The 25,906-nt window shown below is 68.2% G+C and carries 23 protein-coding genes; 13 read left to right on the plus strand and 10 right to left on the minus strand.

Features of this window, described 5'->3' with window-relative positions; translation table 11 throughout:
* Window positions 1-16 precede the first annotated feature (16 nt).
* Together AB0H50_RS08330 and AB0H50_RS08335 are read left to right on the plus strand one after the other, a co-directional pair.
* Window positions 17-1,951 carry a fumarate reductase/succinate dehydrogenase flavoprotein subunit gene (locus tag AB0H50_RS08330; protein ID WP_357448551.1) on the plus strand — a complete coding sequence of 645 codons (1,935 nt, stop codon included), beginning with the start codon at window positions 17-19 and terminating at the stop codon, window positions 1,949-1,951.
* A 2-nt stretch (window positions 1,952-1,953) separates the two neighbouring features.
* A complete protein-coding gene (locus AB0H50_RS08335; protein WP_357448553.1) occupies window positions 1,954-2,700 on the plus strand; it encodes a succinate dehydrogenase/fumarate reductase iron-sulfur subunit in 747 nt (248 codons plus the stop codon).
* An 86-nt stretch (window positions 2,701-2,786) separates the two neighbouring features.
* Here AB0H50_RS08335 and AB0H50_RS08340 read toward each other — a convergent pair whose 3' ends face one another.
* The 4 genes from AB0H50_RS08340 to AB0H50_RS08355 all read right to left on the minus strand — a co-directional run bounded on the left by AB0H50_RS08340 (window position 2,787) and on the right by AB0H50_RS08355 (window position 4,420).
* Window positions 2,787-2,972: a hypothetical protein gene (locus AB0H50_RS08340; RefSeq protein WP_357448555.1), complete on the minus strand. Its 186-nt coding sequence runs from the start codon at window positions 2,970-2,972 to the stop codon at window positions 2,787-2,789.
* Window positions 2,973-3,138: 166 nt separating this feature from the next.
* Window positions 3,139-3,372, minus strand: coding sequence for a DUF397 domain-containing protein (locus tag AB0H50_RS08345; RefSeq protein WP_357448557.1), 234 nt, complete (start codon window positions 3,370-3,372; stop codon window positions 3,139-3,141).
* Window positions 3,373-3,374: 2 nt separating this feature from the next.
* Window positions 3,375-3,578, minus strand: a complete 204-nt coding sequence (locus tag AB0H50_RS08350) for a DUF397 domain-containing protein (protein WP_357448559.1) — start codon at window positions 3,576-3,578, stop codon at window positions 3,375-3,377.
* On the minus strand, window positions 3,575-4,420 hold the full coding sequence (locus AB0H50_RS08355) for a helix-turn-helix transcriptional regulator (protein ID WP_357448561.1): 846 nt from the start codon (window positions 4,418-4,420) through the stop codon (window positions 3,575-3,577). The genes AB0H50_RS08350 and AB0H50_RS08355 overlap by 4 nt, the downstream gene beginning before the upstream one ends.
* A gap of 459 nt (window positions 4,421-4,879) precedes the next feature.
* Here AB0H50_RS08355 and AB0H50_RS08360 point away from each other — a divergent pair, with 459 nt between their 5' ends.
* Together AB0H50_RS08360 and AB0H50_RS08365 are read left to right on the plus strand one after the other, a co-directional pair.
* The gene (locus tag AB0H50_RS08360; RefSeq protein ID WP_357448563.1) at window positions 4,880-5,170 is read left to right on the plus strand and encodes a hypothetical protein; all 291 of its coding nucleotides are present in this window, start codon (window positions 4,880-4,882) and stop codon (window positions 5,168-5,170) included.
* Window positions 5,170-5,376: a hypothetical protein gene (locus AB0H50_RS08365; protein WP_357407323.1), complete on the plus strand. Its 207-nt coding sequence runs from the start codon at window positions 5,170-5,172 to the stop codon at window positions 5,374-5,376. Before AB0H50_RS08360 ends, AB0H50_RS08365 begins: the two co-directional genes overlap by 1 nt.
* A 1-nt stretch (window position 5,377) precedes the next feature.
* On the opposite strand, the gene AB0H50_RS08370 is transcribed toward AB0H50_RS08365, so the two are convergent.
* Together AB0H50_RS08370 and AB0H50_RS08375 are read right to left on the minus strand one after the other, a co-directional pair.
* Window positions 5,378-6,301, minus strand: coding sequence for a DNA-3-methyladenine glycosylase 2 family protein (locus AB0H50_RS08370; protein WP_357449376.1), 924 nt, complete (start codon window positions 6,299-6,301; stop codon window positions 5,378-5,380).
* Window positions 6,302-6,656: 355 nt separating this feature from the next.
* On the minus strand, window positions 6,657-9,536 hold the full coding sequence (locus AB0H50_RS08375; RefSeq protein ID WP_357449378.1) for an FAD-binding and (Fe-S)-binding domain-containing protein: 2,880 nt from the start codon (window positions 9,534-9,536) through the stop codon (window positions 6,657-6,659).
* A gap of 597 nt (window positions 9,537-10,133) precedes the next feature.
* Between AB0H50_RS08375 and AB0H50_RS08380 the strand changes: the two genes are divergently transcribed.
* On the plus strand, window positions 10,134-12,014 hold the full coding sequence (locus AB0H50_RS08380) for an ABC transporter ATP-binding protein (protein WP_357448565.1): 1,881 nt from the start codon (window positions 10,134-10,136) through the stop codon (window positions 12,012-12,014).
* 60 nt (window positions 12,015-12,074) lie between these two features.
* Here AB0H50_RS08380 and AB0H50_RS08385 read toward each other — a convergent pair whose 3' ends face one another.
* Window positions 12,075-13,070: an oxidoreductase gene (locus AB0H50_RS08385; protein WP_357448567.1), complete on the minus strand. Its 996-nt coding sequence runs from the start codon at window positions 13,068-13,070 to the stop codon at window positions 12,075-12,077.
* A 191-nt stretch (window positions 13,071-13,261) separates the two neighbouring features.
* Window positions 13,262-14,329 (minus strand): DNA polymerase IV, encoded by a 1,068-nt coding sequence (locus AB0H50_RS08390; protein WP_357448569.1) that lies wholly within the window; start codon window positions 14,327-14,329, stop codon window positions 13,262-13,264.
* A gap of 90 nt (window positions 14,330-14,419) precedes the next feature.
* Between AB0H50_RS08390 and AB0H50_RS08395 the strand changes: the two genes are divergently transcribed.
* Together AB0H50_RS08395 and AB0H50_RS08400 are read left to right on the plus strand one after the other, a co-directional pair.
* Window positions 14,420-15,001: a helix-turn-helix domain-containing protein gene (locus tag AB0H50_RS08395; RefSeq protein WP_357448571.1), complete on the plus strand. Its 582-nt coding sequence runs from the start codon at window positions 14,420-14,422 to the stop codon at window positions 14,999-15,001.
* Complete coding sequence (locus AB0H50_RS08400) at window positions 14,998-15,441, plus strand: PaaI family thioesterase (protein ID WP_357448573.1); 444 nt, start codon at window positions 14,998-15,000, stop codon at window positions 15,439-15,441. The genes AB0H50_RS08395 and AB0H50_RS08400 overlap by 4 nt, the downstream gene beginning before the upstream one ends.
* Window positions 15,442-16,618: 1,177 nt before the next feature.
* On the opposite strand, the gene lon is transcribed toward AB0H50_RS08400, so the two are convergent.
* The gene (lon, locus tag AB0H50_RS08405) at window positions 16,619-18,994 is read right to left on the minus strand and encodes an endopeptidase La (protein ID WP_357449380.1); all 2,376 of its coding nucleotides are present in this window, start codon (window positions 18,992-18,994) and stop codon (window positions 16,619-16,621) included.
* 267 nt (window positions 18,995-19,261) lie between these two features.
* Here lon and AB0H50_RS08410 point away from each other — a divergent pair, with 267 nt between their 5' ends.
* From AB0H50_RS08410 to AB0H50_RS08435, 6 genes are all read left to right on the plus strand, one after another.
* The gene (locus AB0H50_RS08410; RefSeq protein ID WP_357448575.1) at window positions 19,262-20,617 is read left to right on the plus strand and encodes a hypothetical protein; all 1,356 of its coding nucleotides are present in this window, start codon (window positions 19,262-19,264) and stop codon (window positions 20,615-20,617) included.
* 109 nt (window positions 20,618-20,726) lie between these two features.
* Window positions 20,727-21,518, plus strand: coding sequence for a TIGR03084 family metal-binding protein (locus AB0H50_RS08415; protein WP_357448577.1), 792 nt, complete (start codon window positions 20,727-20,729; stop codon window positions 21,516-21,518).
* Window positions 21,519-21,875: 357 nt separating this feature from the next.
* Window positions 21,876-22,550 carry a hypothetical protein gene (locus AB0H50_RS08420; RefSeq protein ID WP_357448579.1) on the plus strand — a complete coding sequence of 225 codons (675 nt, stop codon included), beginning with the start codon at window positions 21,876-21,878 and terminating at the stop codon, window positions 22,548-22,550.
* Between the two features lie 57 nt (window positions 22,551-22,607).
* Window positions 22,608-23,786: an L-2-hydroxyglutarate oxidase gene (gene lhgO / locus AB0H50_RS08425; protein WP_357448581.1), complete on the plus strand. Its 1,179-nt coding sequence runs from the start codon at window positions 22,608-22,610 to the stop codon at window positions 23,784-23,786.
* Window positions 23,787-23,908: 122 nt separating this feature from the next.
* Window positions 23,909-24,379 carry an SRPBCC family protein gene (locus AB0H50_RS08430; protein WP_357448583.1) on the plus strand — a complete coding sequence of 157 codons (471 nt, stop codon included), beginning with the start codon at window positions 23,909-23,911 and terminating at the stop codon, window positions 24,377-24,379.
* Between the two features lie 10 nt (window positions 24,380-24,389).
* Window positions 24,390-24,998 carry a ribonuclease H gene (locus tag AB0H50_RS08435; protein WP_357448585.1) on the plus strand — a complete coding sequence of 203 codons (609 nt, stop codon included), beginning with the start codon at window positions 24,390-24,392 and terminating at the stop codon, window positions 24,996-24,998.
* A 92-nt stretch (window positions 24,999-25,090) separates the two neighbouring features.
* Here AB0H50_RS08435 and AB0H50_RS08440 read toward each other — a convergent pair whose 3' ends face one another.
* Window positions 25,091-25,855, minus strand: coding sequence for a hypothetical protein (locus AB0H50_RS08440; protein ID WP_357448587.1), 765 nt, complete (start codon window positions 25,853-25,855; stop codon window positions 25,091-25,093).
* Between the last annotated feature and the right edge of the window lie 51 nt (window positions 25,856-25,906).

Genomic DNA, 25,906 nt, shown 5'->3' on the forward strand with positions numbered 1-25,906 from the left:
AGGAGTACTCGCGGCAATGCCAGAAGTGGAACGGCACAAGTACGACGTCGTCGTTATCGGTGCCGGTGGCGCCGGACTGCGCGCGGTGATCGAGGCCCGCGAACACGGGCTCTCCGTCGCGGTGGTGTGCAAGTCCCTGTTCGGTAAGGCGCACACCGTGATGGCCGAGGGCGGCTGCGCCGCCTCGATGGGCAACGCCAACGAAAAGGACAGTTGGCAAACGCATTTCAGGGACACCATGCGCGGAGGCAAGTTCCTCAACAACTGGCGCATGGCCGAACTGCACGCCCAGGAGGCCCCGGACCGGGTCTGGGAGCTGGAGACCTACGGTGCGCTGTTCGACCGGACCGCGGACGGCCGGATCAGTCAGCGCAATTTCGGCGGCCACACCTACCCGCGGCTCGCGCACGTGGGCGACCGCACCGGTCTCGAGATCATCCGCACCATGCAGCAGAAGATCGTCTCGCTGCAGCAGGAGGATCACGCCGAGACCGGCGACTACGAGTCGCGCATCAAGGTGTTCGCCGAGTGCACCATCACCGAGCTGCTCAAGGACGGCGACCGGATCTCGGGCGCGTTCGGCTACTGGCGCGAATCGGGCAAGTTCGTGCTCTTCGAATCGCCCGCGGTGGTGCTCGCGACCGGCGGCATCGGCAAGTCGTACAAGGTGACCTCGAACTCGTGGGAGTACACCGGCGACGGGCACGCGCTGGCGCTGCGGGCCGGCGCGACGCTGATCAACATGGAGTTCCTGCAATTCCACCCGACCGGCATGGTGTGGCCGCCCAGCGTGAAGGGCATCCTGGTCACCGAGGGCGTGCGCGGCGACGGCGGCGTGCTGAAGAACACCGATGACAAGCGGTTCATGTTCGACTACATCCCTTCGGTCTTCAAGGGCCAGTACGCCGAGACCGAGGCCGAGGCCGATCAGTGGCTGAAGGACAACGACTCGGCCCGCCGTACGCCGGACCTGCTGCCGCGCGACGAGGTGGCCCGGGCGATCAACTCCGAGGTCAAGGCCGGGCGCGGCACCGAGCACGGCGGCGTCTACCTCGACATCGCGTCCCGGCTGCCCGCCGAGGAGATCCGGCGCCGCCTGCCCTCGATGTATCACCAGTTCAAGGAGCTTGCCGACGTCGACATCACCAAGGAGCCGATGGAGGTCGGCCCGACCTGTCACTACGTGATGGGCGGCATCGAGGTCGATCCGGACACCGGCGCCGCGACGGTGCCCGGACTGTTCGCGGCGGGCGAATGTTCCGGCGGCATGCACGGCTCGAACCGTCTCGGCGGCAACTCGCTGTCGGATCTGCTGGTCTTCGGACGCCGGGCCGGGCTCGGCGCGGCGACCTATGTGGAACAGCTGACCGAGCACCCCGGGGTAGCCGACGCCGATATCGCGGCGGCGGCGAAAGCCGCTCTTGCGCCGTTCGATCCGCCCGCCGACGGCTCCGGCGAGAATCCCTACACCCTGCACACCGATCTGCAGCAGGCGATGAACGACCTGGTCGGCATCATCCGCAAGGAACACGAGCTCGAGCAGGCCATCGAGCGTCTGGATGGGCTGCGGAAACGCTTCGAGCTCGTCACCGTGGAGGGGCATCGGCAGTTCAACCCCGGCTGGCATCTGGCCATCGATATGCGCAACATGCTGCTGGTCAGCGAGTGCGTGGCGCAGGCCGCGCTGCTGCGCACCGAGAGCCGCGGCGGGCACACCCGCGACGACTTCCCCGCGATGGACGCGGCCTGGCGCAACAAGCTGCTGGTCTGCGCGATCGACCCAGCCGACGCGTCGGCCACCGTGCCCCGGGTGCGGGTGACGCCGGAGGATCAGAAGCCGATGCGCGCCGACCTGCTGGCGCTTTTCGACCTCACCGAACTCGAAAAGTATTACAACTCCGCCGAGCTTGCCGGCCATCCGGCCAGTTCGGTCACAGAAGGTGAGGCGTAGCAATGGGTTACGACGCCAAATTCCGCGTGTGGCGCGGTGATCAGGACGGCGGCGCGCTCGAGGACTTCACCGTCGAGGTGAAGGAGGGCGAGGTGGTGCTCGACATCATCCACCGGCTACAGGCCACCCAGGCGCCCGACCTAGCGGTGCGGTGGAACTGCAAGGCGGGCAAGTGCGGTTCGTGCTCCGCGGAGGTCAACGGCCGTCCGCGCCTGCTGTGCATGACTCGCATGTCGACTTTCCAGCCCGACGAGCTGATCACCGTGACGCCGTTGCGCACCTTCCCGGTGATCCGCGATCTGGTGACGGACGTGTCGTTCAACTACGAGAAGGCGAGGGAGATCCCGTCGTTCACTCCGGCGCCGGATCTGAAGCCCGGTGACTACCGGATGAGCCAGGTGGACGTGGAACGCTCGCAGGAGTTCCGCAAGTGCATCGAGTGCTTCCTCTGTCAGAACACCTGTCACGTGGTGCGCGACCACGAGGAGAACAAGGAGGCGTTCGCCGGACCGCGCTTCCTGATGCGCATTGCGGAGCTGGAGATGCATCCGCTCGACGTCGCCGATCGCCGCGAATTGGCCCAGCAGGACCAGGGTCTCGGCCTGTGCAACATCACCAAGTGCTGCACCGAGGTGTGCCCGGAGAACATCAAGATCACCGACAACGCGCTGATCCCGCTCAAGGAACGGGTGGTCGACCACAAGTACGATCCGCTGGTCTGGCTGGGGAACAAGCTCTTTCGGCGCTGAGCCTTAGATGGCGGCCTTACGGGGCGGCCTTACAGGGCGCCGATGACAACCGGCCGGGTTTCGGCCCGGCCGGCCGGCGCACCCGTTCACAGCGTCGCGACGACACCTATGGCGACAAGCCACACCAGCGCACCGACGAACAGGGCCGACAGCAGTGAGCTGGTGAGTACATACACGCCCACCGATGACACCGCGAAGAGCAGCGCGACGATCAGCCATTCCACCCAATCGTCCGGCCGCAGCTTCTTGTACCGGGGTGGGGAGTTCTTCAACCCACGGTCCACAAGCTGTGGGCTACCCGCTCTTGGCCGAGGTAAACGTGTAACCGTTGTCGAATCTGCTCCGTTTCGTGATCTCTACGTCAAAGATGATCACGGTCCCGGATACGTCACGGCCCGGCCCCCGGGCTTTCGCGCCGCCAGGCCGGGCCGTCGAACGTCAAGGTAGATCGAACTCGCCGTCGTGCACCCCCGCGGTGAAGGCGACCCATTCCCCCGGGGTGAACACCAGCACGTGACCGTCCGGGTCCTCGGCACTGCGCAGCGCGACGTGACCCGCCGCGAGCAGCGCCACTTCCACACCCCCGGATCCCGCGCCGCCCGCGCTGCGCCACTCCGCGCCGGTCAAATCCACTGTGGCGCCGAGCTTGCCGTGCGCGGTGTCCTCGGACATGCTCACGGACGGGCGAATTCGCCGTCGGCGACGCCCGCCGAGAAGGCGTCCCACTCGCTTGGCGTGAAGACCAAAGCCGGACCCTCGGGATTCTTGCTGTCGCGCACACCGACCTGCCCGCTGGGCAGGAAGGCCACTTCCACGCAGTCCCTACTGCCCGAACGGGTGCTCTTGATCCAGGTCGCGCCGACGAGTTCGGTGCTCATGCCGCACACTCCTTCGCTAACTGCCGAAGCAGATGTCTACTGGGTTGGATGTCCAGCGCAGAGCGCTGGAGGCACTCGTGTGCCAGGTGGTAACGCTGAACATCGGCCGGTCTTTCGAGGTAGAGGTCCCCGGTGAAGCCTTCTACGTACACCACCGGAGGCTCGACCTGATGTCCCTTGCTGTCGGTGCCGAACTTCAGAACGGAGAACGGACCCGTGGAATCGCCGAGCGGGACGCCGGCCGCGAACGGCAGGATACGCAGGGAGACATTGGGTCTGGTGCTGAAATCGGCGAGATGACGTAGCTGCGCCGCCATCACTTTGGCGCCACCCACCGCACGGTGCAGCACGGACTCGTGCAACACCACGTCCACCGTAGCCGGTGAGGCCTTCCTCGTGACGAGAGCTTGGCGTTGGATGCGTAGTTGCACGCGCCGCTCGATTTCGTCCTCGGTGTCTTCGGGGTAGCAGAGCCGGTTCAGTGCCCGCGCGTAGTCGGGGATCTGCAACAGGCCGAGCACGAGCTCGGGTTGGTAGGAGCGCAGCTCCCGCGCCGAAGCTTCCAAACCGACATAGACGTCGAAGTTTTCGGGGATCAGATCGCCGAAGGCGTGCCACCAGCTCTTCACCGCGGCCTGCTGCGCCAGGCCCTTGAGCCCGTCGCAGAGCTCGCCGGGGATGCCGTAGATGCGACACAGCTCCTGGATGTCGATGGTGCGGATGCGGTCGGCCTGCCCCTTTTCCAGCCGCTGCAAAGTGCTGGCGCCCCACTCCATCAGGCGGGCGGCGTCGGCGATGGTGAGCCCGGCCTGGGTACGCCAGTCCCTGAGGTATCGGCCCAACTGCCGACGCGGTAGGGTGGAGGAGCCGTTGTCGGAGGCCGCGGGCGAGCGGTGGGTCTCCGAAACCGCGCGCTCCGAATTCGCTGCTGTTCCTGCCGAACTCGCTGACACAGTACGCTCCGTTCTGTGCTCGGACTCCTCACCCGAGGCGATCCGGGGCGCACCAACAAGCTCGGTTCCCCGTGACTTCGCTTGGGCAATAAGGGCAATGGGGCTTCGTGTGGCACTGCTGGCGTTGTCCAACGTCGGTGGCGGACTTCTTCATCCACTATGGAGAATCCTGCCCTCCCGGTTGGATTTCGTGCTGGGAATTCGCGCGAAATCTTCTGAGATCCCCGAACACTGCCGTGTCGTGGCGACTGCAGTGGTGTGCTGGAAGTGTGCTCGGATCGAGCGCCGCACCCGAAACGGACCCAGGAACGAGGAGTCATGGCCGTACACGTCATAGGGTCGTCGTTGATGACCAGCGATCTGACCCCGCATCGAGCGCGCAGCGTCGGACAGGAGAGCTGGGTGGTCTCGTACCTGCCCGGGCGCACACTCACCTGCGCGCAAGCGGTTGCGGCGCTGCGGGTTGCCGAAGTGGTGCCAACCCTGCTTGACACCGTCGGTGGGCTCGCCGACGAGGTGGGGCTCACCGCGCTCGAGGCGGTCGGCATGGCGGTGCACCAAGCGCCGTGGGACGAAAGGCCTGCGCCGCGGCGCCCCCGACTATTCGGCGCCGCCCGCGAGCGGGTGGGAGTCGCCTGATGCAATCGACGAATCTGAACATGCACGTCGCCGGACTGCTGGTCTGCGGACGCGACCCAGGCGTGATGACCGACGAACAGGCCCACGCGGCAATGCAATTACATATCGACTGCACCGTCGACAGCTGCCTGGTGCGCCGACGGGCCAGGACCACGCTGGTCGAATCCGGCAAATGCGTCTTGGACGAGCGGGCGCTGCAACTCTGAGTCAGTGCCAGGTGTGATCGGTGAGCGGAGTACGCGGGCCGAATTTCGGCTTGAATGCCAGGCCGCTGATCTCCAGCAGACGGATAGCCCGATAGCGATGGGGGCGAAGGGGTTCGAGGTACTCGACCATCGCCTCGTCGTCGATCGGGCGTCCGAGCAAGGTCCAGCCGACGACGGCGGACAAGTGATAGTCGCCGACCGAGAGCGCGTCGGCGTCGCCGTAGACGCGCTGGGCGGTCTCGGCGGCCGTCCATATCCCGATGCCAGGCACCGAGCACAGCCTGCGTGCCGCTTCCGCCGGATCCTGATCTGCGGTGCGCTCCAGCGACTCCGCGAGCCTGGCCGCGCGCACGATGGTCTGCGCGCGCTGGGGACCGACGTTCGCGCGGTGGAAGGTCCAGGACGGGATGCGCCGCCAGGTTTCGGCATCCGGTGGCAAGCGTAATCCCTCCGGAGCGGGCCCCGGCGCTGGTTCACCGAACTGACGCACCAGCTTTCGCCACGAGGCGCGCGCCGAGATGGTGTGCACCTTCTGTTCGAGAACGGCGGGCACAAGTGATTCGAGAACCAAGCCGGTCCGCAGCATGCGCAGACCGGGGAAGCGGCGGTGCGCCTCGACCACCTTGGGATGCTCAGGAGCGAAATCGGACAGGTCCTCGTCGAGGCAGAGCATGTGCTCGAGCCGGTCGAGGAATTCGGCCGCGCCGGGCCCCCACGCTTGCCCGCGCACCGAACACCGGTCGTCCTGGACGAGCCGGTAGGTCACCGGACCGCTCGGCATTCGCGATGCATGCCAGTGCGCGCCGTCGGCGGTCTCCCGGTGGCAAGGGTCGCCCGCCCCGCGGCGCAGCGGCGCGATGGTGTGCGCGAGATCGATCGGGCGGTCGGACCGCACCGTTCGAAGCAGGCCGGACCGCGCGGCCATCGCTATCTGTTCGCGCACGGACCCATTGTCCTGGTGTCCGGTGAGGCGAGCGCACCGGGCCGGTCGTTTGCGGCAGATCGGCTCGGGCGCGCACTGTGCTGCGCGCGCTACGACGCCCGAATTTCGTAACGTGATCAATTGGCGTCGCGATATTCGTTCGATCGGCAAACAGCTGGCAGTCGACACAATGGAGGATTGAATGATCACCAACGCGCTCAACTGGCTGCTCAATGCATGGGGGAGCGTCTTCGCGGGCAGCTCCGGTTACCAGATCCCCCCTGGCACGCTGCCCTTCGGCAGCTGAGGCAAGCATGCGCACTCGCCGCGCATATTCCGCGGCGAGTGCGCGAAATCCTCACTCACCCAGCAGAAATTGCGCCAGATGTCGCCCGGGTCGACCGGTCAGCTCAGCGCTTTGGGTGCGGCACGAGAATCCGTCGGCGAGGAATATCGCGTCTTCGGCGGCGTCACGCAGTGCGGGCAGCAATCCATTACCGGCCACCGCTACGGAAATGTCGTAGTGGCCTTTCTGCATTCCGAAATTTCCGGCCAGGCCGCAACATCCGCTGACCTCGGTCACTTTCGCACCGGTGCGGGTCAACACCCGGCGATCCGCATCGAAACCGACCACCGAATGCTGATGGCAATGCGGCTGGACCACCACCTCGGCGTCCGGCCGCGACGGTGGACGCCAGTCCGGGTGTCCGGCCAGGAACTCGGCGAGCGTGCGGACGGCCGCCGCGGTGGGCGCAGCGCGCGGGTCGTCGGCGAGGAGTTCGGGCAGGTCGGCGCGCAGGACCGCGGTGCACGAAGGCTCGAGGCCGACGACGATGCCGCCCGCGCGAACGTGCTCGTCCAACTCGACAACGGTGGCGCGGAGTTTGGCGCGCGCACCGTCGAGTTGTCCGGTGCTGATCCAGGTCAGGCCGCAGCACACCCGTCGCCGTGGGATGCGCACGCGGTGGCCGAGCGATTCGATCAACGTCACGGCGGCCTGTGCGATGTCGGGGTCGAAGGCGTCGGTGAAGGTGTCGACCCAGAGGAGTACATCGACCGGGGGTCGGGTGTCGGTGTTCGAGGCATCGTCGCGTGCGATCGCGGTGCCGGTCGGAGCGGTGTTGTCGCTCGAGGCATCGGCTGATGCGGCGCTGAGGGGATTGCCGAGTGCGGGGGTTCGCTCGAACGACAGCAGCGCACGCGCCCGTTCGGTGCGACGGAAGGGACGGTCGGCCAGCCGGGGTATGTCGCGGCGCGGGTCGATACCCGCCGCGCGCAGGCCGATTCGGCGCAACCGGTCGACACCGGCGATCGCGTTGGCGGCGCGCGGTATTCGGCTCGCTGGTCCGAGCCAGCGGGGCAGCCAGCCGAGCACGTAGTGGTCGAGCGGGCGCGGCCTGCGACGGTAGCGGCGGTACAACGCCTCGGCCTTGTAGGTCGCCATGTCGACGCCCGCCGGACAGTCGGAGCGGCAGGCCTTGCACGAAAGGCACAGGTCGAGCGACTCCGCGACGGCCGGCGCTGACCAGGGCAGCTCGCCGCGCACCACCTCTTGCAGGACGCGTGCGCGTCCGCGTGTGCTGTCTTTCTCGTCGGCGGTGGCCAGGTACGACGGGCACATGAAGCCGCCGGCGGCGGAGCTGTCGGCGCGACATTTGCCGACGCCGACGCAGCGGTGCACCGCGGTGCCGATGTCGCCGTCGTCGTGTGGGAAGGCGAAGCCGCCCGCGGCGGGAACGCGCGGCAGGCCCGCGACGCGCAGGTCGGCGTCGACCGGGCGCGGCTCGACCAGCACGCCGGGGTTGAGCACGTCATCGGGGTCGAACAGCGCCTTGTATCCGGCGAAGGCCGCCAGCGCCTCAGGGGAGTACATCACCGAGAGCAGTTCCGAACGGGCCCGGCCATCGCCGTGTTCGCCGGACAGCGAACCGCCGTAGCGCATCACGAGTTCGGCGGCGTCGAACACGAAGGCGCGGAAGCGTCGCGGCGCTTCGGTGATCGGCAGGTCGAGGCGCACGTGGATGCAGCCGTCACCGAGGTGGCCGTAGAGCAGGCCGTCCACACCGTGCTGTGCGGTGAGCTCGGCGAAATCGCGCAGGTAGGCGCCGAGATGTTCGGGCGGGACGGCGGAGTCCTCCCAGCCTGGCCAGGCCGGGCGGCCGTCGGCGGTGCGTCCGGCCAGACCGGCGCCGTCGGCGCGGATCCGCCAGAGCGCCGCGGTCGCGGCGGCGTCGGTGACGATGCGGTTGTCCAGCGCGTGCGTGGTCCGGCACAGTGTCTCGGCCACCGCGAGCGCTTCGGCCGCGTTCGCACCGGTGGTCTCCACGAACAGCCAACCATCGCCACGCGGAAGTTCGGGCACCGAACCGACATGCGCGCGCACCACGTCGACGAGCCGGGCGTCGATGCCCTCGACCGCGATCGGCGCGCACGCCATCACCGCGGCGACATCGTCGGCGGCGGTGGCGATGTCCGGGTAGCCGAGCACCGTGAGCACGGTGGCGCGCGGCAGTTCGACCAGCTCGACCTCTGCGTCCAACAGCAGCCCGCAGGTGCCCTCGCTGCCGACGAACGATTTGGCGAGGGATGAACCACGTTCCGGTAGCAGATGTTCCAGGCCGTAGCCGGAGGCCTGCCGTTCGAAACGGCCGAGGTCGGTGCGCAATACCGCGAGGTTGGACCTGGTGAATTCGGCCAGCCCGGGCACCGCGGCGGGGTCGTTCGCGAGGACGCGCTCGGTTCCGGTTCCGTCCAGGATGCGCAGTTCGCGCACGGTGTCGGAGGTACGGCCCCACGCCACGGCGCGCGGCCCGCAGGCGTTGTTGCCGATCATGCCGCCCAGGGTGCAGCGGTTCTGCGTGGAGGGATCGGGACCGAGCCGCAGCCCGTGCGAGCGGGCCGCGCTCTGCAATGCCGATAGCACGACGCCCGGCTGCACCCTGGCGGTTCGCCGGTCCGGGTCGATGCGCACGATCCGGTTCATGTGACTGCTGAAGTCGAGCACCAGGCCGGGCCCGATCGCGTTGCCCGCCACCGATGTTCCCGCGCCGCGCGCGGTGACCGGGAGGCCGTGTTCGCGAGCGAAATTCAGGGTTTCGGCGACGTCGGAGTCGGTGCGGGGGAAGACCACCGCGGTAGGCGGCACACGGTAGTTGGACGCGTCGGAGGAGTACTCCGCGCGTCGCCGGGGTGACGCGTCGACCTCGCCGTCGACCCGTCCGCGCAGCGCTGCCAGCATCCGCTCGTCGGTCACGATGTCAGCCTAGGCGCGGGAGAGGCGACCTCGGCGACAGCGACGGACTGGTGGACCGAGATCGAGTGCGGACGCGTCGGCGCGGTTACCCAGGCAGCGCGGCTTTGGAACCCGGGCTGGTGTCCGTCGATCGGGGCTCGGCCAGAGCGGCGCTCGGCTGGTGAACGGGGTTGGCCGGGTTGGCGAGGCTGCGCGGGTTGGCAGGGCCGGGCGGGTCGGCGAGGCTGGACGATCGGGTCGGCGGGGTCGGCCGGGTCGACGAGGTCGGGCGGCCGGGTCAGCGGGGCTGGCCGGGTCGGCGAGGCTCCGCGGGTCGGCGAGGCCGGACGATCGGGTCGGCCGGGTCGGCGAGGCCGGGCGGCCGGGTTGGCGAGGCCGGGCGGCCGGGTCGGCGAGGCCGGGCGGGTCGGCCGGGCCGGGCTACCGGGCGAACGCCGAAGCGGAAGCTCGGCCGCAGAGCGGGCTGCTTGTTCGCCGAGCGCGAATCCAGGGGCGCGCCGGAATCGACTTGATCTCAACCATCGTTGAGGTCCTAATGTCGGTGACCAGCAGTTGGATGACGGGGGTCGAGAGGGAACGATCGTGAGTATCGAATCGGTGGCGTGGAGCCAGATGTATCGGCGGATGAACGCGCCCGACGAGCAGCGTCCGTTCAGTCTCGCCACCGCGAAGCGGATCCTCCGGTTCGCCGCGCCACATCGGCGGCGGATCGGGGTGTTCCTGGTGCTCAGCGTGATCTCCGCGCTGCTCGCGGTGGCGACGCCGGTGCTGGCAGGCCGGGTGGTGAACGACATCGTCGGCGGGGCCGCGCCGCGGGTGGTGGCGACGGTCGCGGCGATCATCGGCGTGCTCGCGGTGCTCGACGCGGCGCTCGGGCTGGCCATCCGCTGGCTGTCGTCGCGGATCGGCGAGGGCCTGATCCTCGATCTGCGCAGCGCGGTGTTCGACCACGTGCAGCGGATGCCTATCGCGTTCTTCACCCGCACCAGGACCGGCGCGCTGGTGAGCAGGCTGAACAACGACGTGATCGGCGCGCAACGCGCCTTCAGCGACACGCTCTCCGGCGTCGTCGCGAACCTGGTGACGCTGGCGCTCACGCTAGGCGTGATGCTCAGCATCTCGTGGCGGATCACGTTGCTGGCGCTGGTGCTGCTTCCGGTGTTCGTGATCCCGGCGCGGCGGATGGGCAACCGGCTTGCCGGACTCCAGCGTGAGGCGGCGCAGCTGAACGCGGCCATGAGCACCCAGATGACCGAGCGGTTCTCCGCGCCGGGCGCGACCCTGGTGAAGCTGTTCGGCCGTCCCGAACAAGAATCCGACGAGTTCGCGCTGCGGGCGCGGCGGGTGCGCGACATCGGTGTGCGCACCGCGATGCTCCAAACGGTGTTCGTCACCTCGCTGACGCTGGTCTCGGCCCTCGCGGTCGCCCTTGTCTACGGGCTCGGCGGCTGGTACGCGCTGCGCGGGCAGCTGGACGCGGGCGCGGTCGTCGCGCTCTCGCTGCTGCTGACCAGGCTGTACACGCCGCTGACCGCGCTGGCCAGCGCCCGGATGGAGATCATGTCCGCGCTGGTGAGCTTCGAGCGCGTCTTCGAGGTGCTGGATCTGCGTCCGCTGATCGAGGACGCGCCCGACGCGATCGCGGTGCCGGAGGGTCCGGTCGCGGTGGAGCTGGACGGCGTGACCTTCGCGTACCCGTCGGCGGACAAGGTGTCACTGGCCTCGCTGGAGGAGGTCGCGACGCTGGACACCAGGGGCGGGGTGGACGTGCTGCACAATGTGTCGCTGCGCGCCGAACCCGGGCAGCTGGTCGCACTGGTCGGCTCTTCGGGAGCCGGGAAATCGACCATCGCCCAGCTGGTTTCGCGCCTGTACGACGTGGACGGCGGCGCGGTACGGCTCAACGGCGCCGACGTGCGGAAGATCGGCGCGCGCTCGCTGCACGAGACGGTCGGCCTGGTCACCCAGGACGGGCACCTCTTCCACGACACGATCCGCGCGAACCTGCTACTGGCCCGCCCCGAGGCGACCGAGACCGAGCTGTGGGACGCGCTGCGGCGGGCCCGCCTGCACGATCTGATCGCCGGGCTGCCGGACGGGCTGGACACCATGGTCGGCGAGCGCGGTTACCGCCTCTCCGGCGGGGAACGCCAGCGCCTCACCATCGCCAGGCTGCTGCTGAAGCAGCCGCGCGTGGTGATCCTCGACGAGGCGACCGCGTCGCTGGACTCGACCTCGGAAGCCGCCGTGCAGGAAGCGCTTTCGGAAGCGCTCGAGGGCCGCACCGCACTGGTCATCGCGCACCGCTTGTCCACGATCCGCGCCGCCGACCAGATCCTGGTGCTGGAGGACGGCCGCGTCGTGGAGCGCGGCACCCACACCCAGCTACTGGCCGCCGAAGGCCGCTACGCCGAGCTGTACCGCACCCAGTTCGCGGACGATCCGGTCACCATCGCGGCCTGAGCGGGTCTGCTTGGCAGGCCGCGTCGGGGCGATCTCGACGCGGCCTGCTGCCTGTCCGGCTCAGAACTCGCCCGCGACGCCCAAAACCGTGCGGCCGGAGTGCTTTCCGCTCTTGATGTCGGCCAGCACGGATGCCGCCTCGGTGATCGGTGCGTAGCTTTCCAGGGTCGAAAGATGCTGGGGGCGGAGATCTTTGCCGAGGCGCGACCAGAGTTCGCGACGCTTCTCGATCGGCATGTTGACCGAGTCCACGCCGAGCAGTGCGACGCCGCGCAGGATGAAAGGCATGACCGTGGCGGGCAGGTCGTGGCCGCCGGTGAGGCCGCTCGCCGCGACCGCGCCGCCGTAACCGATGCAGCTGAGCACGTAGGCCAGCGATTTCCCGCCGACGCTGTCGACCGCGCCAGCCCACCGCGCCTTGGCCAGCGGGCGCAGGTTCGCCTCGGGATCCTCCGGCAGGCGGCCGATCACCTCGTTGGCGCCGAGTTCGGACAGCAGATCGCCCGCGTCCTTCTTGCCGGTGGACGCGATGACCTCGAAGCCGAGACCGGACAGGAGGTCCACGGCAACGGTGCCGACACCGCCGGTCGCGCCGGTCACCAGGATCGCGCCGTCATCGGGGGTGAGGCCGCGGGCGAGCAGCGCCTGCACGCTCATCGCCGCGGTGAAACCCGCGGTGCCCAGTGTCGCGGCGTCGCGGGTGGTCAGGTCGTCGAGCTTCACCACCCACTCGTCCGGCACCTTGGCGTATTCGGCGAAGCCGCCGTTGTGCGAGACGCCGATACCGTAACCGTGCGCGACGACCTGGTCACCCGGCGCGAAGTCGTCGGACTCGGAGGCGATGACCTCGCCGGTGATGTCGATGCCGGGCACGATCGGGTAGTTGCGGACCACACCGCCGCCCGGCGTGATGGCGAGTCCGTCCTTGAAGTTGGCGCTCGAGTAATGCACCTTGATCGTGACAGTGCCCTGGCCGAGGAATTCCTCGTCGACCCGCTGCCGCGTCAACACGATCCCGCTGTCCGATTCGTGTGCCACCATCGCCCAGAACTCCATGCGGTCGAGCATACGAGGATCGGCGTCCCCTCGCGGCGGTCATGGCGCGGCCGCCTGGTACCCCGCGTGGCGCTGCGCCTATTGGGCGGCTGCTCGATTTCTGGGGCCATGACCGCGGCTGGCCCGACGCCATGCGCCGGAGACAACTGGCTCATCCGCGGCGCGCCACCGGTGGGCCGACGGCGGCGCGACTACTCCTCGGGCACGAACTCCAACCGCACGCCGAGCAGGCGCACCGGACGGTCGAGCTCGAAGCGGTCGATGATGCGCAGGGCGGTCTCGGTGATGGTGGCGACGTCGGCGGTCGGTTCCGGGAGTTTGGCCTGTTTGCTGCGGGTGTAGAAGGTCTCGGTCCGCACCGTGACGGAGACGCGGATGCTGATCCGCCCGGCTTCGGCCATTTCCTCGGCGACCTCGGTGGCGATCCGCGCCACCTGCGCGCGGATCTCGGCGGGATCGGTGAGATCGTGCGGAAAAGTCTCGGACTTGCTGCGGCCCACCGGGATTCGCGGCTCGGTGGTCACTTCCGTGTCGCCTTTACCGTGGCCGAGCACCCAGAGGTAGGGGCCGGTGGTGGGTCCGAACGCGTCGGCCAGGCGGTGCCGGTCGGCCGCCATCAGGTCGGCGACGGTGTGGATATCGAGTTCGGCGAGGCGGGCGGCGATGCGGCTGCCGATGCCCCACAGGGCGTCGGTGGGGCGGTGCGCCATCACCTCGTTCCAGTTGGCGGCGGTGAGCCGGAACATGCCCGCCGCCGCGCCCGCGCCCGGCGCGTCCGAGGATTTACCCGCGGACTTGGCGAAACCCGTCGCGAGCTTGGCGGTGAGTTTGTTGTCGCCGATGCCGATCGAGCAGGTCAGGTCCAATTCCGCGATGGCGCCGCGGATTTCGCGGGCGAGCAGTTCCGGATCGTCGGTGTCGGCGGCCAGGAACGCCTCGTCCCAGCCCCACACCTCGACCCGGCCGGGAAACGTGCGCAGCAGCGCCATGATCTCCTCGGAGGCTTCTTCATAGGCGGCCATGTCGAGCGGCAGGAACACACCCTCCGGGCATTTGCGTAGTGCGCTGCGCAGCGCCATGCCCGCGTGGACGCCGTAGGCGCGGGCGGGATACGACGCGCAGGTCACCACCTTGCGCGGTTCGTTCGGGTCGCCGCCGCCGCCGACGATGACCGGCAGCCCGCGCAGTTCCGGATGGCGGCGGAACTCCACCGCCGCCTGGAACTGGTCGAGATCGACGTGCAACAGCCACCTGGCCACCTATCCGTCATACCGCACGGGTATGACACCCAGGCACTTTTCGCGGCACACGGCATTGCACCGGCCGGAAAACAGAACTAAATTCTGGGTATGAAGATCCGAGATCGGTTGCTGCTGGCGGCCGAGCGCCAGTTCGCCGACCACGGGGTGCTGGACGTGACGCTCGCGCAGATCCGCGAGGCGGCGGGCGCCAGCGTCGGCGCGCTCTACCATCACTTTCCGGACAAGGCGGACCTGTACCGGCAGGTGTGGGCGCACGCGCTGACCGATTACCAGCAGCACTTCTGGGTGGTGGTCGGCCAGAGTACCGACGCGCGCGAGGGAATTACCGGAGGCGTGCGGGAGCACCTGCGCTGGGTGACCGAAAACCAGCACCGGGCAAAGGTTCTCACCTCGGCCCGCCCGCCCGGCGTCCGCGAGAGCGAAAGCAACCGCACCTTCATGACCGACATCGCCCGCTGGTACCGCACCCATGCGGCGTACGGCGCGGTGCGCTCGCTGGATCTGGATCTCGTCTACGCACTCTGGCTCGGCCCCGCGCAGGAGTATTCGCGGCAGTGGCTGGGCGGCAACATCCGCACCGCCCCGACGGAGGTCGGCGCGGAACTGGCCGAGGCGGCCTGGCTGGCCCTCGACGCCGGATCGACACCGAAAAGAATGGAGCGGCAATGACCGTCGGCACCTCAGCACTCGATTTCCGCCAGGCCGAACAGGTACTGGCCGCGCAACCTTTCGCGGGTCTTGTCGGCACCGAGATCACCCGATTCGGCGACGGCGCCGCCACTCTCGTCATCCCGATCCGGCCCGAGCTCGGCCAGCAGTTCGGCTTCGTGCACGGCGGTGTGCTCGCCTACGCGGCCGACAACGCACTCACCTTCGCGGCCGGGACGGTGCTCGGCGCGAACGTGCTGACCGGCGGCTTCACCATCACCTATCTCCGCCCGGCCGCGGGTGTGCGATTGCGAGCGGAGGCATCGGTGACGGGGTCGACGCGTCGGCAGGCGGTGGTGCGGTGCGAGATCTACGCGGAGTCCGAGGAGGGCGAGGTGGTGCTTTGCGCTGTGGCGCAGGGGACTACGCGCAGTGTTGAGCGGGAGCTCGGGGGCGCTTGATTGCGTGCAGGGTTGGTTTTGTCCGGGCGGGGCGGTGGTTGCGTGCGGGTTCGACTTTCGACCAGGCGGGTCGGTGGTTGCGTGCGGGTTCGACTTTCGACCAGGCGGGTCGGTGGTTGCGTTGGTGGACGTGGTTCCGGGGGCTAGGGCTGCACAGTTCACGCGCGCCTACCCAGGTTTGCCTCGAACGGTGCTGGGCACGTCGGGTGCCGTACCCGGCTTACCTCCCGCGGTTGGGTGCGCGGGGTTCGGCTTCCGGCGTGGTCATCCGGCTGTGGTTGCGTTCTCCGGGGTAAGAGGGTGGGGGCTGTTCGGTGATAGGTGCGGGGTTTTGGTGTCGTGGTGCGACCCGGAAGCGGGTTCGCCGTTCACCATGTGAGATGGCTGGGGTCCCGGAAAATCGACGGTAGTCATATGGTGGCTATTCGATCGTGGACAGCAACCATTTGACTACCGTCGAATCCATTTCTCTATCGACGGTAGTCAAATGGTGGTTGAGGCCTTGACAGACCAACGAGCTCTTCACACCCACTTGCACTCTCTGAACGCAACCACAGCCAGTCGACCACGCCGGAAGCCGAACCCCGCGCACCCGACCGCGGGAGGTAAGCCGGGTACCGCACACGACGTGCCCAGCACCGCTCCGAGGCAAACCGGGGTAGGCAGACCTCCTGAGCGCCTGCAACATTGGGCGGAAACCCCGGGTAGGCGCACCCCTTGGGCACCCGCAACACCGGGAACCGTCACCCCACCGCAACACCCGCACAAATCGCGCCCCACCGAGAACCGGTTTGGCGCAACACCGCTTCCCACACACCCACCACACGCCCCACAGAGGCACCGCCTATGTGGCGCGTGTGGAGAATATGTGGCACCAGTCAGTCGCAACGAAACCCGGCTCGGCACATCCCCTTGGTCACCCGCAACGGACCGTCACCCCACCGCAACACCCCACCGAGGACCGGTTCGGTGCACCACCGCCTCCCACACACCCACCACACGCCCCACAGAGGCACCGCCTGTGTGAGGCGTGTGGAGAGTATGTGGTAGCAGTCAGGCGTAAACGAAACCCGGCTGGGCACGCCACCCTGGGCTACCGAAATCGTGGGAATCCGCAAGCCCGCCAACGCGACCCGAGAAGGGCCGGGCACGGTCTACCGCACCCGGCCCAACCACCTCACGCGCTAGCAGCGAACGCAGGCCGATCCACCGCAGGCTCCACAACCGGTTCGATGGCGTAGGCCAAGATCTCCGCCACATCGGCAACCGGCCGAACATCCAGCGCCGCAAGCACTTCGGCGGGCACCTCGTCCAGATCCGGCTCGTTGCGGGCCGGGATGAACACGGTCTTCAGCCCCGCGCGTTGAGCGGCGAGCAGTTTCTGCTTCACGCCGCCGATCGGCAGGACCCGGCCGTTCAGCGTGACCTCGCCGGTCATACCGACATCCGAACGCACCTGTCGGCCGAGCGCCAGCGACACCAAGGCGGTGACCATGGTGACGCCCGCGGACGGGCCATCCTTGGGCACCGCGCCCGCCGGGAAGTGGATGTGGATGTTGCGGTCGAGCACCGACGGTTCGATGCCGATCTCCTCCAGGTGCGAGCGCACGTAGGTCAGCGCGATCTGCGCCGATTCCTTCATGACGTCGCCGAGCTGGCCGGTCAGGGTCAGCGAGCGTTCGCCCTCGGCGGCGTTGGCTTCGATGTAGAGGACGTCGCCGCCCGCGCCGGTCACGGCAAGGCCGGTCGCCACGCCGGGGACCGCGGTGCGTTCCACCGAATCCGGGGTGAAGCGGGGACGGCCGAGGTAGTCCTTCAGATCGCCGAGACCGATAGTCAGGCGGCCGGAAGAGATTGTCGGCGCCACGGTTTCGGGCGCGTCATAACCGAGCTCCGGGTCGTAGCCGAGTCCGATGCCGGACACCGTTGCGCCGGAACCGATTTCGCCCTCCGAGAGCCGAGTCGCCGCCTTGCGCAGCGCCTTCGCGATCAAGCGCTCCATCTGCCGCACGCCGGCTTCCCTGGTGTAGTTCGCCGCGATCTCGCGCAGCGCCTCCTCGGTGATGGTCACCTCGTCGGCGGTCAGCGCGTTACGCTCCAGCTGCCTCGGCACCAGGAAGTTGCGGGCGATGGCGACCTTGTCGGCCTCGGTGTAACCGTCCACGGTGATCAGTTCCATGCGGTCCAGCAGCGGACCGGGGATGGTCTCCATGACATTGGCCGTCGCGATGAACAGCACGTCGGACAGGTCGAGATCCAGATCGAGGTAGTGATCGCGGAACGTGTGGTTCTGCGCCGGATCCAGCACCTCGAGCAGGGCTGCCGCCGGGTCGCCGCGGAAATCGGAGCCGACCTTGTCGATCTCGTCGAGCAGCACGACCGGGTTCATCGAGCCCGCCTCTTTCACCGCGCGCACGATGCGGCCGGGCAGGGCGCCGACGTAGGTGCGGCGGTGGCCGCGAATCTCGGCCTCGTCGCGCACGCCGCCCAGTGCGACGCGAACGAACTTGCGCCCCAACGCCCGTGCCACGGACTCACCCAGCGAGGTCTTGCCGACACCGGGCGGACCGACCAGCACCAGCACCGCACCGGAACCGCGTCCGCCGACGACCTCCAGCCCGCGCTGAGCGCGCCGGGCCCGCACCGCCAAGTACTCGACCATGCGGTCCTTGACCTCGTCCAAGCCGTGGTGGTCGGCGTCCAGCACCGCGCGGGCGGCCGCGACATCGGTGGAGTCGGTGGTCTTCTCGTTCCACGGCAGCTCCAGCACGGTGTCCAGCCAGGTACGGATCCAGCCGGATTCCGGGCTCTGGTCGCTGGCCCGCTCCAGCCTGCCGACCTCGCGCAGCGCCGCCTCGCGGACCGACTCGGGCAGGTCGGCCTGCTCCACGCGGGTGCGGTAGTCCTCGGCGCCATCGGGCTCGTCCTCGCCGAGTTCCTTGCGAATGGCGTTGAGCTGTTGGCGCAGCAGGAATTCGCGCTGGGTCTTCTCCACGTTCTCGCGGACCTCGTCACTGATCTTCTCGGTGACCTCGGCCTCGGCGATGTGCGCCTTTGTCCACTCGATGAGCTTGGTCAGGCGCTTGGTGACATCGGGAGTCTCGAGCAGTTCGCGCTTCTGATCGGCGGTCAGGTACGGCGCGTAACCCGCGGTGTCGGCGATCGCCGACGGGTCGGTCAGCTGGTTGACCGCGTCGATGATCTGCCACGCTTCGCGGCGTTGCAGCACCGAGACGACCAGCTTCTTGTATTCGGCGGCCAGCTCCTTGGTGCGGCCGTCCGGGGCGGGCGCCTCGACCGGCTCGGCCTCGACCCACAGCGCGGCCCCCGGCCCGGTCACCCCGTGGCCGATCTTGGCGCGCCGCTCCGCCTTCAGCACCGCCGCGGGCGCTCCACCGCGCATCCGGCCGACCTGTTCGATGGTCGCGACGACGCCGTAGGAGGCATAGCCCTCGGTCAGTCGCGGCGCGAGCAGCACCGCGTCGGTCTTGGCGGCGCGCGCGGCGTCGATCGCGGCCTGCGCCGATTCGTCCAGTTCGATGGGCACGACCATGCCCGGCAGCACGATCGGATCGGTCAGGAACAGCACCGGCAGATTCTGAGGTGTAGTCACGTGTTCGACCCTTCCAAAAGTTGAGCGATGCCTACTCAACCCCACCCATTCCGGGTTTGTTCCACCCCTTCCTGGACGTTCGCTCAGGGCGAAGGCTTGATCGAAACGCGGCCGTCTGTGACAGTGCCCGCCCCTGCGTTGACACCCTCGCGAGCGCAATGAGAATGTGGGGACCTCTACAGCTCACGGCACTAAGGGGAACCGAGGATGGACACTCTCGCGTCCGGGGTGTTCATCGACTGGGAGGAGCTCACCGGCCAGACGAAGTTCGTGGTCGACCTGGTCACTTTTCCTATCTTCAGCGCACTCGCGGGCTGGCTGACCAACTGGACCGGCGTGCTGATGCTCTTCTGGCCGGTACAGTTCCGCGGCGTCCGCGTGCCGGGCCTGCAGGTGCTGTACCCGTACCTGCCGCGGCGAGTGCAGGTGCTGCCGACTTTCTCGCACGACGGACGCAGGCTCGGCTTCCAAGGCTTCATTCCGGCGCGGGCGGAGAAGATGGCGAGCATCTGCGTCGACAAGGCGCTGATGCGAATCGGCAGTCCGCGGGACTTCATTCACGAGCTCGATCTGGACGGAATCGCCGACTACATCGCCGAGCTGGCGCGCAAACAGGTGCGGCCGCTCGTGGACGAGGTGATGTACCGGGAGAACCCGGACCTGTGGCGCTCGGTGCCGCGACAGATGAGACAGGTCATCTACCAGCGGGTCGACCGGCAGCTGCCGAGACTGTGCCGCAGGGGCTTCGACTCGCTCGGCGACAACATCGATCAGCTCATCGACATCAAGAGCTTCGTCATCCGCTATCTGCGCGAGAACCCGTACATCCTGAAGGATCTCACCACCACCATCGCGGCACCCGAGCTGAAGTTCATGGTTCGCATCGGCCTGCTCGGTGCGCCGTTCGGCCTGCTGATGGCGCTGTATCTGCATGTGCACGACCGCATTCCGGTGCTCGGCTGGGTGCCTGCCTGGGTGATCGTGCTGCTCAGCGCGGCCGCGATCGGCGTGATCGTGAACGTCATCGCGGTGAAGATGGTCTTCGAACCGGGCGAGCCGCAGCCGCGCTACAAGTACCTGTGGCGCCAGGCCCTGCTGGCCAAGCGTCAGTCACAGGCCGCCACCGACCTCGCGCGCATCCTGGCCTACCAGGTGCTCACGCTGCCCAATCTCTCCGCGGAACTACTGGAGGGACCGAACGGAGACAAGACACGTCAGCTGATCGAGCGACTGATCTCCGAGGAGATCCACCGTCAGCTCGGGCCGACGCATTCGATGGTGCGCGCCGCGTTCGGCAAGCGGCAGTTCGACAACCTGACGGTGGGCGCGGCCGGGGCCGCGGTGGGTTTGGCGCCGAGCATGGTCGAGGACGAGGAGTTCGCGCGCGAGCAGGCGAAGAAGATCGACGAGTTCGCCGCGCGCAAGCTTCAGCAGCTGAGCCCGGGCGAGTTCATGGAGATGTTCTACGCCTCGGTGGAGCAGGACGCCTGGCTGCTGTACCTGCACGGCGCGGTGCTCGGATTGGCCGTCGGAGCGGCCCACCTGGTGCTTTTCGGCTGGTGAGACCGGTCGAGAAATACAAGCACGCGTGCTTGCATTTTTTTCGCGGCGCTGCGATGCTGGGTCACACCTGGCACACGCGGCGGTGTGCCCGCGATCGGCAAGGGAATTCATGGCTGACCTCGAGGCGCTGCTCGGCGATTTCGCCGACGAATGCGCGGACCTGGAACGACTGGTCGCCCCGCTGGCCCCGCAGGACTGGGGTCGGCCGACGCCCGCACCCGGCTGGAGCATCGCCCACCAGATCGGGCACTTGACCTGGACCGACGAGATCGCCACCGTCTCGGCCTCGGACGCCGAGGAATTCGCGAAGCAGGTGGCCGCGGCCGCGCCCAAGGCGCTGACCTTCGTCGACGAGGCGGCCGAGGACGCCGCCACGATGCCGCCCGCCGAACTGCTCGAGCGCTGGCGCGCCGGGCGCAAGACCCTGATCGAGGCGCTGCGCGCGGTGCCGGCGGGCACCAAGCTGCCCTGGTTCGGCCCGCCCATGAGTCCGGCCTCGATGATCACCGCCCGGCTCATGGAGACCTGGGCGCACGGCCAGGACGTGGCCGACGCGCTCGGCGTGACCCGCGAGCCGACCGCTCGGCTGCGCAGCGTCGCCCACCTCGGTGTGCGGACCAGGAACTTCGCCTATTCAGTACGGGGCAAGGCGGCGCCCGTGGAGGAATTCCGCGTCGAACTGACCGCCCCCGACGGCACGGTGTGGACCTGGGGGCCGGAGGACGCCGCGCAGCGGGTGACCGGGTCCGCGCTGGACTTCTGCCAGCTGGTCACGCAGCGCCGCCACCTCGACGACCTCGCGGTGCGCGCCGTCGGCGCGGACGCGGCAGAGTGGTTGACGATCGCTCAGGCCTTCGCCGGACCGTCCGGGGAGGGGCGGGCGGCCGGACAGTTCGCCTGAGCCGATCGCCCCGAAAAGCGGGCAGCCCGGCCGGACGACGTCCGACCGGGCTTCACCCGACCCGATCCGAAAACTCGGGAGCGGGCGAGCGCCATACTTGGGTGCGCCGTTCGCGTCGACGGCCGGACGACGTTGGCCGGGTGTCTAAGAGTGGCAGTCGAGAATGACGCTCGCCAGCTAACCGCTTTTTACCCTCTCTTCAACCGGCAGAAACATCCGTAGCGCGGTCTATTGTGATCCTGCTCGCACGGATGCGGTCCAAGATCGGGCAGCGTCGTAACCTGGACATGCGTTCGGTTTTCAACGGTGCGGGCCGATTACGCGAGGGGAGTCGGGGCGGAGGGAAAGGAACGCATCGTGACGACACACAATCCTGCTCAGATCGTGCGTCATACCGCGATCGTGCTGGCCGGCGCGGCCAGCCTCAGCCTGACCTTCATTTCCGGCGCGTACATCGTGAACCAGATGGCCGATACCCAGCGCTCCGGCACGGTGCAAGCCGCGCCGTCGCCCGCGCCCGTCGTCGAACCTTTCACGCCGCACCCCGGTCCCCGGACCGCCGTCACCGTGCTGAACGGCGAGGCGCACGTGCTGCCGGCGACCTACCAGGCCGCCGTCTTCCCGGCCGGAACGACTGTGCCGCAACCTGATCCGGCCGCCGCGCCGACCCGGCCCGCCGGACTCGGCGGTCGATTGGGGCTCGGCACCGCCTACCTCGGCGCACAGGTCGCCCCGGTCCACACCAACACCGTCGCGTTCACCGTGGACACCAACGTCTTCTCGGCGCTCACCGGCCTCGTGCTGTCCGAACCCGTACGCGACACCCTCGGCATCCACCTCGACCCGGCCGGAATCACCCAGCTCCGCACCGAATTCGACACCCGCACGGGCGAACTGTCCCTCGTCTTCTCCGACGCCAACCTCGGCGAATACACAGTCCAACTCCAGCGCCACCCAACCCCATCCAACAGCGCAACCCCGCCACCCAACCCGGAAGCCCTCACCGACCACGATCCCACCGCCACCATCTGACATCTCCTCACCGGAGGTGGCGCGCACCGAGGCGGTAGGGAAGTACTGTCGGGTGGCGTGTACGACTTTTGCGTGATCGGGGGCGGGATCGTCGGGGTGGCGACGGCTCGGCGGCTGGTGGAGCGGTATCCGGGGGCTCGGCTGGTGTTGGTCGAGAAGGCCGCGGGGCTGGGGGTGCATCAGACGGGGCACAACAGTGGGGTGATTCACTCCGGGATCTATTACGAGCCGGGGAGCCTGAAGGCGGAGCTGTGCAGGCGGGGTGCGCAGTGGACGAAGGATTTCGCTGCGGCGCAAGGGATTCCGTACGAGGTGTGCGGAAAACTGCTGGTGGCCACCGATGCCACGGAATACGAGCGGATGCTGGCGCTGTACGAGCGCTCGGTCACCAACGGGGTGAAGGTCGAGCTGCTCGACGCCGCCGAACTGGTCCGGCGCGAGCCCCGGATCACCGGCGTCGGTGCGCTGTTCGTGCCTGGCACCGGCATCGTCGATTACCGGAAGATCACCGCGGCGCTGGCCGAGCAGGTCCGCGCGGCGGGCGGTGAGATCGTGCTCGGCGCCGAGATCACCGCGATCGAGGAAACCGATACGGCGGTGATGGTCTCCGGCCCGGCCGGTGCGTGGACGGCGCGCACCCTCGTGGTCTGCGCAGGCCTGCAAGCCGATCGGATGGCGCGACTGGCGGGACTGCCGATCGACTTTCGCATCGTTCCGTTCCGCGGCGAGTACTACCAGCTGCCGCGGGAGCGCGCCGGACTGGTGCGGACGCTGATCTATCCGGTGCCCGACCCGAATCTGCCGTTCCTCGGCGTGCATTTGAGCCCGACCATCGACGGCGAACTCACCGTCGGCCCGAACGCGGTGCTCGGCTTGGCGCGCGAGGGCTACCGCAAAGGCAGCGTCGACCTGCGGGACGCCAAAGAGATCGTCGGGTTTCCCGGCATGCACCGGGTGGCTCGCACGCACGTCGGAACCGGGCTGCGCGAACTGCGCAACTCGCTGTTCAAACGCGGTTACCTGGCCGAATGTCGCCGCTACTGCCCGGAACTCACGGTGGCCGACCTGCGGCCCCGCCCGGCGGGCATCCGCGCCCAGGCCGTGCTGCGCGACGGAACTCTGGTGCACGACTTCATGATCGAACGCACCGCGCGCTCGGTGCACGTCCTCAATGCGCCGTCGCCCGCGGCGACTTCGGCCATGCCGATCGCTGAGTACATCGTCGATCGGATCTGAATCCACCAAGCAACCGGCCGGTCGCGAATCTGGAAAGCCCGCTCCCCCGAATTCACCGCAACCGCTCGAATAAAGAGGAGAGTTGTAGTACTTTTGTCGCAGCCGTGGATCAGGGAGGGCCTATGGGCCACATCAAGTACGCGAGTGACGTCGGGGCTCCGGTAGAAGTAGCGTTCACGTACACGGACAACCACCAGTTCGTGCCCGACTGGATGTTCGGCGTCGCTTCCTTCGAGCCGACCGGCGAGGTGGACCAAGGTCTCGGCGCCCTGTTCGCGACCGCAGCGAGACTCGGCCCATGGCGTCCCACGATCTCCTGCGAGATCACCGAATACCGCCGCAATGTGGTGATCGGGTATACGCTGCGTGGGCGGCTGTCGGGCACACTGACGCTGCGTTTCGACCCGCTCGGCTATGGACGGTCGGTGCTGACCTCCGAAGCGGAGTACGCTGCACCTCGCGGCTTCCTCGGCCGCATGTGCGCACGCTTGGTCGACAGTGCCGTGCGATCGGCGCTACGTCGGACCGAGTCTCAATTGCGAAGGGAGATAGAGGAATTCCACGGTACCGATCTTGTCGGTCGGATTGCGTAGGGTGCCAGCCATGATCATCGTGAGCACCGACGGATCCTGCCTCCGAAATCCCGGCGGCGCTATCGGCTGGGCTTGGGTCAATCACCAAGGGGGCACTGCGCGCAGCGGGGGAGCAGCGACGGGGACGAATCAGATCGCCGAGCTACGCGCGATCCTGGAAGCCGTCGACGCACACCCCGGCGCCGAACCCCTTCTGATCGAAAGCGATTCGCTCTACGCGATCAAGTGCGCGTCGGAGTGGATCTCCAGCTGGCGGCTGAACGGCTGGCGCACCTCGACCGGCGGCGCCGTCAAGAACGTGGAGATCATCAAGCAGATCGACCGAGCCATCTCGAGCAGGCCGGGTCCGGTCCGATTCCGTTGGGTGCGTGGCCATGTCGGCAACTACTTCAACGAGATGGCCGACACCTTGGCCGGTGAGGCGGCCCGCAAGGCCGCGGCTTCGGCGGCCGCTGAGGTCGACACCCCCGAACCGACCGCCGTGAGCGCGGCGGAGAACACGGTTCGGCTCGCGCCGAAGACCGTGGCGAAAAGCTCTGCACCGCAACACAAGACCACCGAGCCGCGGGCCTCGGGGAAGGCGGTCGCGTCGGCTCCTCAGACCTTGACCCTGTTCTGAGCAGCTCCGCGACCGCATAGCAGGACCGCCCGAAAGACCTCCGGCGGTGGTGACTGGGCCCACCGCCGGAGGCGCTTTCGGAAATTATCGGATCAGTTACCTGGCTGCGGCTGCTGGGTCGGAGCCTGGCCGGGCGCGGGAGCCGGAGCGGGAGCGCCGCCGGGCAGGCCGGTGCCTGCACCCTTGAGCATCGGCGAGTCGAGCTTGCTCACCTTCCACTTGCCGTCTTCGTTCTGCAGATCCGCGACGATCACCACGAACTGCCGATCCGGCTGCTGCTGGCTGAAATTGGTGCGGAACTGGGTCAGCGTCACCAGCACCTTGGCCTCGCTGGTGTTGCCGGACTGGTACCCGCACTGCACGTCGTCGGCCCAGGACTTGACCTGCGCCTGCACCATGGCGTCGGTGAGCGCCTTGGTCGCGTCGTCGAACTCCTTCAGGAACTCGCCGGTGGAGCCCTCCTTGACCTTCGCGAAGTAGCCCTCGAGGTCCTTGGAGTAGTCGTAGACCGAGACGTCGCGGCCGAAGTCGCAGGCCGCGCGGGTGGCGTCGTTCACGGCCGCGAGCTCGTCGGATTTCTTCTGGGCCTGGAGATAGAAGACCACCACCGCGGTGACGGCCGCGACGAGCAGGATGCCCGCCACGAATGCCGCGATCACCGGCAGCAGATCGGACCGGCCCTGGCCCGCCGCGGGCGCAGGCTTCGGCTTCGGTTCGCTCTGCTTCTCGCCCGCCTTCCCCAGGTCAAGCTTGGCCGTCTCCGCGTCGCTCGCCCCTGCCGCGCTCTTCTCCGCGGCGGGCTCGACGTTCTTCGTGGTCTCGGCGTCTTTATTGGTGTCGGCGTCGTCGGTGGACATCGATAAATCCTGCACTTTCCCGGCGCGCGGACGCACCGTGTCGGCTCGCCG

Origin of the sequence: Nocardia sp. NPDC050793 (assembly GCF_040654065.1) — a bacterium.
GTDB lineage: Bacteria > Actinomycetota > Actinomycetes > Mycobacteriales > Mycobacteriaceae > Nocardia.